General features: G+C 42.5%; 8 protein-coding genes. All 8 read left to right on the forward strand.

Going from position 1 to position 12,385, the window contains the following annotated elements:
• Positions 1-3: 3 nt before the first annotated feature.
• The 8 genes from FW767_RS05530 to FW767_RS05565 all read left to right on the forward strand — a co-directional run bounded on the left by FW767_RS05530 (position 4) and on the right by FW767_RS05565 (position 12,359).
• Positions 4-3,078: an efflux RND transporter permease subunit gene (locus tag FW767_RS05530; protein WP_121698952.1), complete on the forward strand. Its 3,075-nt coding sequence runs from the start codon at positions 4-6 to the stop codon at positions 3,076-3,078.
• 22 nt (positions 3,079-3,100) lie between these two features.
• Positions 3,101-4,294, forward strand: coding sequence for a TolC family protein (locus FW767_RS05535; RefSeq protein WP_121698951.1), 1,194 nt, complete (start codon positions 3,101-3,103; stop codon positions 4,292-4,294).
• An 87-nt stretch (positions 4,295-4,381) separates the two neighbouring features.
• Entirely contained in the window at positions 4,382-4,978 is a 597-nt protein-coding gene (locus tag FW767_RS05540) for a superoxide dismutase (RefSeq protein ID WP_121698950.1), read from the forward strand.
• A gap of 168 nt (positions 4,979-5,146) precedes the next feature.
• Positions 5,147-5,899, forward strand: coding sequence for an ion channel (locus tag FW767_RS05545; RefSeq protein WP_121698949.1), 753 nt, complete (start codon positions 5,147-5,149; stop codon positions 5,897-5,899).
• A 51-nt stretch (positions 5,900-5,950) separates the two neighbouring features.
• A complete protein-coding gene (locus tag FW767_RS05550) occupies positions 5,951-7,261 on the forward strand; it encodes a gliding motility-associated C-terminal domain-containing protein (RefSeq protein ID WP_150980390.1) in 1,311 nt (436 codons plus the stop codon).
• 12 nt (positions 7,262-7,273) lie between these two features.
• Entirely contained in the window at positions 7,274-8,209 is a 936-nt protein-coding gene (locus FW767_RS05555) for a lytic transglycosylase domain-containing protein (RefSeq protein WP_121698947.1), read from the forward strand.
• 13 nt (positions 8,210-8,222) lie between these two features.
• Positions 8,223-11,045 carry an excinuclease ABC subunit UvrA gene (gene uvrA, locus FW767_RS05560; RefSeq protein ID WP_121698946.1) on the forward strand — a complete coding sequence of 941 codons (2,823 nt, stop codon included), beginning with the start codon at positions 8,223-8,225 and terminating at the stop codon, positions 11,043-11,045.
• Positions 11,046-11,825: 780 nt separating this feature from the next.
• A complete protein-coding gene (locus FW767_RS05565) occupies positions 11,826-12,359 on the forward strand; it encodes a helix-turn-helix domain-containing protein (RefSeq protein WP_121698945.1) in 534 nt (177 codons plus the stop codon).
• Positions 12,360-12,385: the final 26 nt, after the last annotated feature.

Consider the following 12,385-nt stretch of genomic DNA (forward strand, 5'->3'; position numbering starts at 1 on the left):
GCCATGCTGAACAGAATCATTAAATTTTCTTTGTCCAACCGCATTGTCGTGCTTATATTGGCCGGTCTATTGCTGTTGACAGGGACTGCCGTGCTGCTACGCATGGATGTGGATATTTTTCCTGACCTGAACGCACCTACGGTAGTTGTCATGACTGAAGCTCCGGGACTCGCTCCTGAAGAGGTAGAGAAACTTGTCAGCTTCCCTATTGAGACGTCGTTGAATGGAGCTACCGACGTAAGGCGCGTACGTTCATCATCAGCTACCGGCTTCTCCGTGGTCTGGGTCGAATTTGACTGGGGCACCGATATTTATAAGGCACGACAGATCGTTTCTGAAAAACTTACGGAAATATCTGATGCTCTGCCGGCAGGCATAAGCTCGCCCGTACTTGGACCGCAGTCATCAATACTCGGTGAAATATTTATAATAGGTCTAACAGCCGACTCTACATCTCTTGCCGAGCTACGTACTATTGCCGACCGCACTATAAGACCGCGACTTCTTGCCACTGGAGGTGTTTCACAGGTGACTGTAATAGGAGGCGACATCAAAGAATATCAAATAAAGCTCGATCCGGAGCGTATGAAATATCTTGACGTGTCACTTGACGAAGTCATTGCCGCAACCGAAGGCATCAATACAAATGCGGCCGGAGGTATAATATATGACTACGGCAACGAGTACCTTATCAAAGGCGATGTAAACACCTCTTCTCCCGAAGATATAGGCATGAGCGTGGTGCGCAGTGATGAACGAGGTGTAGTCACGGTAGCTGACATAGCTGACATAGAAGTAGCCGGCAAACAGCCCCGGCTTGGACTTGCCTCCGTTGAAGCTAAGCCCGCAGTTTTGATGACAGTGACAAAGCAACCGTCAACCGGCACTATCGAATTGACAGAGAATATCGAGACCGAACTGGCTAAATTGTCCAAGTCCCTTCCGGGTGACATAAAGATGTCGACCGACATATTCAAACAGAGCGATTTTATTGATAATTCGATAAGCAATCTTCAGCAATCGTTATTTGAAGGAGCTCTTTTTGTCATCATCATTCTGTTTTTCTTTCTGATGAATATACGCACCACTCTCATTTCACTGGTGGCGTTGCCTATGTCGATCATCATCACGATACTGGTCATGCATTTCTTGGGCTTGAATATAAACACAATGAGTCTTGGAGGTATAGCTATCGCCATCGGTTCGTTGGTAGATGATGCTATCGTGGACGTAGAAAACGTATACAAACGCATTCGTGAAAATCATCGGCTGCCTTCCGAAAAACGTATGAATACGGTCAAACTCGTCTACGAAGCCTCCAAAGAGGTAAGAATGCCTATATTCAATTCATCGCTCATCATTATAGCAAGTTTCCTGCCGTTGTTTTTCCTTCACGGTATTGAAGGACGTATGCTCGTGCCGCTCGGCATATCGTTCATTGTTGCGCTTATTGCATCAACTATCGTAGCTCTTACACTGACACCCGTACTATGCAGCTATCTGCTTAAAGGCGATGATAAGCATCTTACCACAGAGTCATGGGCCTCGAGAAAACTGAAATCAGTTTATGCCAAAGCTCTTGACAAAGCATTTTCTTTCAAAAAAGGTCTTATTATAAGCGTGGGAGCGTTATTCCTGATTTCTTTAGGCGTGTTGTTTACATTAGGCCGTAGTTTCCTACCCTCTTTCAATGAAGGTTCGCTGACAATCAATATCAGCGCATTGCCCGGTATATCTCTTGAAGAGAGCGACCATATAGGACGCATAGCTGAAGAAATTATTCTTAGTGTGCCTGAGGTCACGACTGTAGCACGCAAGACCGGTCGTGCCGAGCTTGATGAGCATTCACTCGGAGCCAATGTTTCGGAAATAGAAGCACCATATGTTCTTGATGGACGTTCACGCAATGAGATGGTTCAGGAATTACGCCATAAATTATCTGAAATTCCCGGAGTCAATATTGAAATAGGTCAGCCTATATCACATCGTATCGACGCCATGCTTTCTGGAACTGAGGCGCAGATTGCCATAAAATTGTTTGGCGATGATCTTGAAAATCTCTATACTTTAGGATCGCAGATTAAAAATGCTGCCTCTGAAGTACCGGGTATCGTAGATGTGAATATAGAGCAGCAGGTGGGCCGCCCGCAGATAGATATACGTCCTCGACGCGAGATGCTGGCTCTCTATGGCATACCTGTGAACAAATTCGTGGAGTTCATAAATGTCGCGTTGAGTGGTCAGGTGGTTTCACAGGTCTATGAACACGGTCAACCGTATGACGTGACATTACGCATTGATAACGAACGCAGCAATTCGATATCCGACATATCGCAATTGATGATTGACACAAATAAGGGCAAGGTGCCGTTAAGCAGCGTGGCCGATATTTTGTCGGTTACAGGTCCTAATACCATCAACCGCGAGAATGTCAGCCGGCGAATAGTCATTTCAGCCAATGTCGACGGACGTGACCTGCGCAGTGCGGTTAATGACATAAAAGCCATGGTTGATGAAGATGTGAAACTTCCGGAAGGCTATTATGTGGCTTATTCAGGGCAGTTTGAAAGCGAGGCTGAAGCGTCACGCACTCTGGCTTTGACTTCATTGGGAGCGCTTGTCATAATACTTATGCTGCTTTATTCAGAGTTCAAGAACTTCAAGCAGTCATTGATAATACTTATAAACATGCCTTTGGCTATGATCGGCGGTATACTTATATTAAGATGCACGTCAGGCGAACTTAATATACCTGCTATAATAGGTTTTATATCTCTTATGGGTATAACTACCCGCAACGGTATGTTGCTTATGTCAAGATACAATAATCTTGAGGCGGAGCATTACGACGTAATGGAACGTATTATAAAAGGCTCTACCGACCGACTGCTTCCTATTGTCATGACTGCACTGACATCAGCGTTGGCGCTGATACCTCTTGCCCTGCGCGGAAGTGAGCCCGGCAATGAAATCCAGTCACCCATGGCTATCGTAATTCTTGGAGGATTGCTTACATCAACCGTCTTGAATATATTTGTAATACCGGTCATTTACTATATGACAAGTCCTAAGAAATGATAACTAATTGAACCATTATAATATGTATAAATCAATAAGCATATTCTTCATATTGACGCTTATAGCTGCGTGGAATGCTGAAGCACGGGACTTTAACGGACTGCTTGACACTGTGTTGGGCAATAACATGGCCCTATCCTCGTCGCAGGCTTCCAATGAAAATGAATTGCTTCAGCTTAAGAGCGAAAACAATCTTGCCGATCCCGAAGTGGAAGTCGAGCATTTATGGGGCAGACACGATGCCAAGAACAAATTCAATATAAGCGTATCACAAAGTTTTGACTGGCCCGGAACATACGCCGCACGCAGCAAAGCCATAAACTTTGGGTCGCAGGCTATTGAAAGTCTTAACCGTAGCAATTATCTTGATAAAAAGTTAGAGATAAAACTATTGTTCATCGATATTATCAACACTCGCAAAAAGTTAGCGTTACTCCATGAACGGGACAAACAGACCGATAGCCTTATCGCTATATGTCGTACGGGTGTAGAAAACGGAGAGCAAAGCATACTCACGCTTAACAAATTGGAAATAACCAAAATCAGATTCAAAAACTCGTTGGTGAATCTTGAAAATCAATATACGGCTCTTAAAACGTCTCTTATACAGATGAATGGAGGTCTTGATTGTGAAGAGATTCTGGCGCATTTGGATGAATATCCTGATGAGATGATATTATCAGTAGACGAGTATGAAAATCAGATTCTTGAAAAGGACCCGATGAAACGTTATTCTGCATTGATGGTACAGTCACAGTTGCAGAATGTCAAGGCCGAAAAGCTTAAACGTTTCCCCGGTATTTCATTAGGTTATGTCCATGCCCGTGAAGACGGAGAGATATTCAACGGCATATCGGCCGGTATAAGTCTGCCGGTATTTTCAACGCGCCACAAGATAAAAGCGGCCGAGGCATTACAACGTTCGCTAAAATACGATGAAGCTACACAGGCAATCAGCCAACGTACTTCCATGATGGCTTCACGTGACAAGGCGCTTGCTTTATACAAAGAATATAAGGCATTGGACGCAATACTTAAAAACGGCAACAATCAGGCTCTTCTTAAGAAATCACTTGACAATGGCATTATAACTGCACAGGAATATCTTAATGAAATGTCCTACTTCCTTGATGCATGGCAAGACCTGCTCGATGCTCAATACAATTATCATCTTGAAGCGGCTGTATTAAATAAATATATGTTGCTTGACGAGTAAATGTTATAATTGATTAAAGACAAAAACGCTTCAAACAATTCATTGCTTGGAGCGTTTTTAGTATATATCAACTAAAACTCTATATGTATGGAAACAAATGTTTATACACAGCCTAAACTACCTTATGCTCCTGATGCTCTCGCACCTATCATAAGCGCCGAGACAATAAGTTATCATTGGGGAAAGCATGAAAAGACGTATATAGACAATCTGAATAAACTTATCCGTGACACCGAGTGGGAAGATACCGCACTTGAAGATATTATACGTACAGCCGACGGACCGTTGTTTAACAACGCTTCGCAGGCATGGAATCATATTTTCTACTTCTTTTCGTTTAATCCTGACGGAGGTGGAGAACCCACCGGCGACCTTGCCGAAGCTATCAAACGTGATTTCGGCACATTTGAGGAATTTAAACGCTTGTTTGAAGAAGCCGGTGTAGGTCTGTTCGGTTCAGGATGGGTATGGTTGTCGCAGGACAAAGACGGAAAGTTGTTTATTACCCAAGGTCCCAATGCGGCCAATCCTCTCACACAAGGGCTCACCCCTATACTGACATTTGATGTATGGGAGCATGCCTACTATCTGGACTATCAGAACCGTAGAGCCGAAGCCCTTCATAAATTGTGGGACATTGTCGACTGGAACGTGGTCGGAAGCCGCTATACAAAAAAATTATAATTGTACTTTTCCATAATGCGCATCAGCGCATTATTCTCAGACTATAGCACTTTTAAGCATAATGTGATGAATGAAGGGAGCGGGACTCGTGAGAGCCTCGCTCTTTTATAGTGTTGTCACCAACAATAAGCACTTACAGGGTGTTTTTATATATAAATTCAACTGTTTATGGGCATTGCGACAAAAGATCATATAAAGAACGATGTACTGAGAGTGCTTCACATCCTCGTTCTGCTGGGTGCTGTCGGGCTTATTGTTCTTATATCTTATGATTGCTTCCGAAATATATCCTTTCTCGCAAACGAGAACTATATGACTATTCAGTTTTGGATATGTGTGTTATTCATATTAGATGTAATTGTTGAGTTTTTCTTGGCATCTGATAGATGGAGATACTTCTATACACACCTGTTTGCACTGTTTGTGTGCATTCCGTATCTGAATATCATACATTATTTCGGCATAAGCCTGTCGCCCGAGATGCAGTATCTTATACGATTCATACCGATGATACGCGCGGCATATGTGTTTACTCTTGTATTGAGTGCCTTGTCAACCGACAGGGTTTCGAGTCTTTTCTCGGCCTATATCGGTCTGCTGATAGCTACGGTGTACTTTGCCAGCATGATGTTTTTTATAGAAGAGCATTATATAAATACAGGAGTGCCTACATATTGGTCGGCATTGTGGTGGTCATTCATGAACATAACTACTGTAGGATGCAATATAAATGCCATAACCGCAACCGGGAAGGTACTGTCGGTAATTTTATCGGCCGAAGGACTTATCTTGTTTCCGGTATTTACCGTTTATATCACAAATGCTCTTACACGCAAGACCACGCAACAATCTGAACTTGCCCGAAATGACGTTAAAAAAAGTTCAAAGTCGGCTGCCGAAGCCGCTCCGGTAGCGAAATGATAGGTCCTTACGCGTTTTTTTAGTACCTTTGTAGGTCCTACCGGCGCAAAGATGAAACGAACGGCATTCATATCGACGTTATTATTAATATGTACTTCGGCCTCGGGCAAAGTCATATTTACCGACACTTCAAAAAGTGTCGTGATTTTGGATGCCGACAAGTCATCGGGTATATCACAAGTATGTATACTTTGGGACCCTTTAAATGCCAAAATGACATATCGCCCAATAAATACTCAAAACATAAGATGGTACAGATTCAGTGCTGACGGCGCGGCCTATACCGAAGAGTTGACCAGAGATGCAACCATAGTTGACGACGTATCGGAATTGACCATAACTGAAGGCGATTGCGGTTATATAGTAGAAGACGGAAATATACGCGAATATATCTGGGTGGTGGATTATAGGAAATACATACCACGATTCACAAGTATCGACATTATGGCGGACAACGATTGCAATTCGGTTAATCTTGACTTTGCCGGAAACGCGTCTGCAATGACTTACCACGGCATTACGGGTCGAAGCTATAATATTGACCGAGATTTCATCTTGAAGTTTGATACACTCCAATACGATGAGTTGTCAGACACATATTCGGTAAAACATATCGAACACAGGTATGCGTCGATAGAGTCTTCAATAAAAGTCAAAGCCCCGTTATGCGATACTGAATTCAGATTGTCAGGCGACCGTTTTCTTGAAGCATGGAACATGACAGAAAGCATTGTGTCGCCCCGCTATACCGCATCGGCGGTGGAAGCCCACACCTATGCCGAACAATTGTCGCGATACAACTCCAATGAACAGAAAGTGGATGATACGGTTTTAGGTGGTTCGGCGCCGGTTGAAATTGAATTCGAAGCTACAGTAAGCGATGCTGTCATTTTTACGGAATGGCAAATTTCGTCTGACCCTGAATTTGAGTCAATAGACATTCGCCATAATGACAGATCTTTTATCCACACGTTTAATGACGAAGGGTTTACATATGCCAGATTTGTAGCAGGAAATTCTGACGGTACATGCGATTATTTCAGCCCGGTGTATGAAATCAGCATCGGAGCATCTGATATAAAATGTCCTAATGCTTTTTCTCCCGGCAACAATGACGGAGTGAATGATGAATGGAAGGTCAGTTACCGGTCAATTCTTAACTTCGATTGCCGCATATTCAACCGCTGGGGTATCGAAATAGCACGCCTGAAGAATCCGGCTGACGGATGGGACGGTCGATATAAAGGAAAAAACGTGCCCTCAGGTGTATACTATTACATAATAGATGCCGAAGGTGCCGACGGAAAGGTATATCATCTCAAAGGTGACATAAACATAATAAAAAGCAAAAGCATATATTAATAACATGAACTTATGAAACATATTACTAAAATAGCAATCGCAACTATGGCTCTGACAGTGACTCCGTCACTTTACAGTCAGTCTTCACCGATATTTTCTTCAGTTGAAAATCCAATAATTCCATCTACCGTGACTTTTGCGGGTCAACAGGTTAATCTTGACCGTACCGATATGTATGAACGGTTTGACCGGGAACTTACCTCCATGGCCTACACCCACGGCAATACTCTGCTTGTCATAAAACGAGCCAACAGATATTTTCCCGAGTTGATACCTATATTGAAGAAAAACGGACTGCCCGAAGATCTCATATATCTCGCATGTATAGAAAGCACGCTAAATCCAAGAGCATACTCAGGGGCTAAAGCCGCCGGTATATGGCAGTTTATTCCTTCGGCCGGAAAACAATACGGCCTCGAAATCAATGAGTATGTCGATGAGCGCTATGATCCTGTCAAATCAACAGAAGCGGCATGCCGTTATCTTAAATCAGCTTATAACAAATACGGTAACTGGGAATCGGCTGCCGCATCATATAACGGCGGCATGGGGCGCATAACCAAAGAACTTAACGCGCAGGGCGAGAAATCGGCCTATGACTTATATCTTGTTGATGAAACAGCACGTTACATATACAGGCTCATAGCAATGAAACTGATAATGGAGAACCCGAGGGCTTACGGCTACAAGCTCAAAGCGGGACAATTATATCAGCCGGTACGCACCAAAACTGTAGATGTCAACGGACCGGTTGAAGACTGGACGGCATGGGCCAAGAAGAACGGCATAAGCTACATGCAGTTAAGAGAGTATAATCCATGGATAAGGGCCAAGTCACTTCCAAACAAAACCGGAAAGACATATCAGGTGAAAATACCTTTGAAACAGGATTTAAACCGGTCCACTCAACAAAAGACAATATATAACAAGGCTTGGGTGACCGATTAAACAACAATATCGAATGGAAGATTACAAAGACATGTTGTCGGTACTCGGGGCTCGGGTACACAATCTTAAGAACATAGATGTGACAATTCCGCACAACAAACTGACTGTCATAACAGGACTTAGCGGCAGTGGTAAATCTTCATTGGCATTTGATACGATATTTGCCGAAGGACAACGCCGCTATGTCGAGACGTTTTCAGCTTATGCTCGCAATATGCTAGGCACACTCGAACGCCCTGACGTAGACAATATATCCGGATTAAGTCCGGTAATAGCAATTGAGCAAAAAACCGTCAACCGTAACCCGCGAAGCACCATAGGCACAACAACCGAGGTGTATGACTACCTGCGTCTTCTTTATGCACGCATAGGTGAAGCATACAGTTATATATCGGGGCTTCCTATGGAGAAATATACTTCCGAAAAAATAGTCAGTCTTATTCTCAATAAATATGACGGGCATAAGATTTATTTGCTTGCTCCTTTGGTGAAAAACCGTAAGGGACACTACAAAGAGTTGTTTGAACAACTGCGAAAAAAAGGCTTCCTTACAGTAAGAGTCGATGGCGAAATGCGCGAAATAACTTATGGCATGAAACTTGACCGATATAAAAATCACTCGGTTGAACTCGTCATAGACAAACTGAAGGTGTCGTCAAAAGACATGCAGCGCCTTCATGACTCTGTCAACAAATCATTGCAACATGGTGGAAAACAGATTATGATCTACGACCTTGACTCTGATTCAATAGGACACTACAGCCAGTTGCTAATGGATCCTGAAAGCGGCATATCCTATCGTGATCCCGCCCCCCACGACTTTTCATTCAACTCCCCGCAAGGTGCTTGTACGGCATGTAAGGGACTCGGCTATATAAATATAGTGGACCGGTCCAAACTTATTCCCGATGACAGCAAATCAATATATGACGGAGGCATAATTGCGCTCGGATCGTACAAAAACACGATGATTTTCTGGCAGATATCGGCTATTTGCGAGAAGTACGGATATACAATCAAAACACCTCTGAAAGAGCTGAGCGAAGAGGCTGTAAACGACATCCTTAACGGCACCAATGAACGTCTGCAGCTTAAAACGGAGTCACAAAACACGTTTTCTTACTTTCAGGCATATGAAGGCCTTGTAAAGTATCTTGAACTACAGCAAAACGAGGATGCATCGGCCAAAGCGCAGAAATGGAGCGGACAGTTCTATTCACGAGTCACTTGTCCGGAATGCAACGGGCAGCGTCTTAACAAAGAGGCTCTGCACTTTTTTATCGATGGGAAAAACATAGCACAACTGGCGGAGATGGATATATCTTCACTATATGAATGGGTATGCAATGTAGAACCGCGTCTTACCTCAAAACAACTCTATATCGGTACCGAGATTCTGAAAGAGATACGCACACGTCTGCGCTTCCTTGTCGACGTCGGGCTGGAGTACCTTTCATTAAACCGTAATTCAGCAACTCTTTCCGGAGGAGAAAGCCAGCGTATAAGGCTTGCCACACAGCTCGGCTCCGAACTGGTCAATGTCATGTATATACTCGACGAGCCGAGCATAGGTCTTCATCAGCGCGATAACAAACGGCTTATCGATTCGCTGAAACGCTTACGCGACGCCTACAATTCAATAATCGTGGTCGAACATGACAAAGAGATAATGCTTGAAGCCGATTATATCGTAGATATAGGTCCAAAAGCCGGCAGAAAAGGCGGCAATGTGGTATTTGCAGGAACTCCCGAGGAGATGCTGCGTACACATACCCTCACGGCCGATTATCTTAACGGAGACAGAACTATTGCAGCCCCACTGAAATACAGGGAAGGCAATGGCAAATACCTTGTTCTGGAGGGTTGCACAGGCCACAACCTGCGTGATGTAACATTAAGATTGCCTTTAGGAAAATTTGTATGTATAGCCGGAGTGTCGGGAAGTGGCAAATCAAGCCTTGTAAACGGTACCTTACAGCCGATTCTCAGCAAGCATTTTTATCGGTCATTACAGGAGCCTCTACCTTATAAATCGATAAGCGGCATCGACAATATAGACAAAATAGTGACTGTGGACCAATCGCCATTAGGTAAATCGCCGCGCTCCAATCCGGCAACATACACAGGTGTATTCTCCGATATACGCAACCTGTTTGTGAATCTTCCCGAAGCAAAAATAAGGGGTTATAAGCCTGGACGTTTCTCCTTCAATGTATCAGGAGGAAGATGCGAGGCCTGTAACGGCAACGGATATAAAGTCATAGAAATGAATTTTCTGCCGGATGTACTTGTACCGTGTGAAGTATGCGGCGGCAAACGATACAACAGAGAGACTCTGGAGGTTAGATACAAAGGAAAATCAATAGCCGATGTACTCGATATGACAATAAATCAGGCTGTGGAATTCTTCGCCGGAATACCCAATATCCTAAAAAAAATACAGGTACTACAGGATATTGGACTCGGGTATATAAAACTCGGTCAGCCGTCAAGTACTCTGTCGGGAGGTGAAAACCAACGGGTGAAACTGGCGACGGAGCTTGCCAAACGCGATACTGGAAAGACTCTATTTATTCTTGACGAACCTACTACCGGACTGCATTTCGAGGATATAAACGTGCTCCTTGGAGTTCTGAACCGACTTGTGGATAAGGGCAATACCGTGCTTGTTATTGAACATAATCTCGATATACTTAAATGTGCCGATTATATTATTGACATGGGACCTGAAGGAGGAAAGAACGGAGGGCAAATAATAGCAGAAGGTACACCGCATGACATAGCATCATGCGCATCTCCGACAAGCCGTTATATAAGGGAGGAATTAGGCTTATAAAAGTTTTTTTGATCTCAAGGGCCCGGAATTATTAAGTTCCGGGCTTTTTTATTTAGACACTAAAATATCACAAAGAAAATCTGCTGTAAAACATGTGGAATTATTTGCAAAATTCAATCATATGTCGAGATAAGCTAAACAAAAGTTAATTATCGGATTTTGAGGACATTAAAGCGTTAAATAGAGCTAACATCCTAATCCTTATTTACTTAGGGGCTGTTCTATTATAAACGACGCTATAATTTGCAATTGTTTAGAGAAACATAAATATCAAATTGCAAATTTTGAATTTCGCAGTCAGTATTAGTATTTGCAAATTCCAATTTGCATAGAGAATAATAGATTAAAACCAAATATCCGATAGCTCTAAAATCGCATTAATTTAGCTTTGCACATCGCTCAATTTCTCAAATTAACAAATTTATCGCATTTACATTAGTACATTTGATGCATTCACAATTAATTACACTTAGCCTAACTTACTGATATACATATTAATTATGGCTAAAGATTAAAGCGGTTGATTAAATATTTGCCAATACACCTCTCATCTCCCTATTTCTACAATATATATACTTATCTATCTTGCACTATACCAATATGATAACATGGTCAACTTAAAGTATGAGTCTAAGTATTGCTTTTGCAAATCGAATGTATTTCGGGTTTTGTAGTCATAGGTATTTACATCTGCAATCACTATATTTGCGTTAATAAATTTTGAATTTACAAATTAATTAATTACATTTGCACATTGTAAATTGCAAAACAAAACTCACTATGGATATCGCTTCGCGCATAAAAAAATTCATGGATGCAACCGGAATTCAAAATTCACAGTTTGCCGACACATGCGGCATACCCCGTCCGTCACTATCACAATTATTGAATGGTCGCAATAAAAAAGTAAGTAATGAAGTAATAGATAAAATTCATGAGGCATATCCAAGTTTATCCATCTTATGGCTTATGTTTGGCGAGGGAGATATGTGGATAGATGGAAATATTCAATTCTCAGAGCTTCAAAAAGCCTCCGACAGTCAAGATTCTGACACAGATAATATTGATACAGAGGAATTTACATTTGAGGATAACTTGTTTTCCGAGTCATCGGAATTTACTCAAAAAAAATCGGCGGAAGAAAAAACAACCGTCAATACTATAAACAGGGCTGTAGAAGAGATACCGACACAAAAAATAGCTCCTAATCACGCATCGGCAATGTCGCTCGGAGTAGATAACACAAGAAAGGTAGTAAACATAATGGTGTTCTATAGCGACAGCAGTTTTGAAACATTTGTCCCGAAGACCTAAATTAACTAACTTTGCGTTTACAATAT

Origin of the sequence: Heminiphilus faecis (assembly GCF_008728965.1) — a bacterium.
GTDB lineage: Bacteria > Bacteroidota > Bacteroidia > Bacteroidales > Muribaculaceae > Muribaculum > Muribaculum faecis.

Bases quoted from the DNA above. Each gene is read 5' to 3' on its own strand.
- FW767_RS05530 (WP_121698952.1), top strand. From the start codon at position 4: ATGCTGAACAGAATCATTAAATTTTCTTTGTCCAACCGCATTGTCGTG.
- FW767_RS05535 (WP_121698951.1), top strand. From the start codon at position 3,101: ATGTATAAATCAATAAGCATATTCTTCATATTGACGCTTATAGCTGCG.
- FW767_RS05540 (WP_121698950.1), top strand. From the start codon at position 4,382: ATGGAAACAAATGTTTATACACAGCCTAAACTACCTTATGCTCCTGAT.
- FW767_RS05545 (WP_121698949.1), top strand. From the start codon at position 5,147: ATGGGCATTGCGACAAAAGATCATATAAAGAACGATGTACTGAGAGTG.
- FW767_RS05550 (WP_150980390.1), top strand. From the start codon at position 5,951: ATGAAACGAACGGCATTCATATCGACGTTATTATTAATATGTACTTCG.
- FW767_RS05555 (WP_121698947.1), top strand. From the start codon at position 7,274: ATGAAACATATTACTAAAATAGCAATCGCAACTATGGCTCTGACAGTG.
- uvrA (WP_121698946.1), top strand. From the start codon at position 8,223: ATGGAAGATTACAAAGACATGTTGTCGGTACTCGGGGCTCGGGTACAC.
- FW767_RS05565 (WP_121698945.1), top strand. From the start codon at position 11,826: ATGGATATCGCTTCGCGCATAAAAAAATTCATGGATGCAACCGGAATT.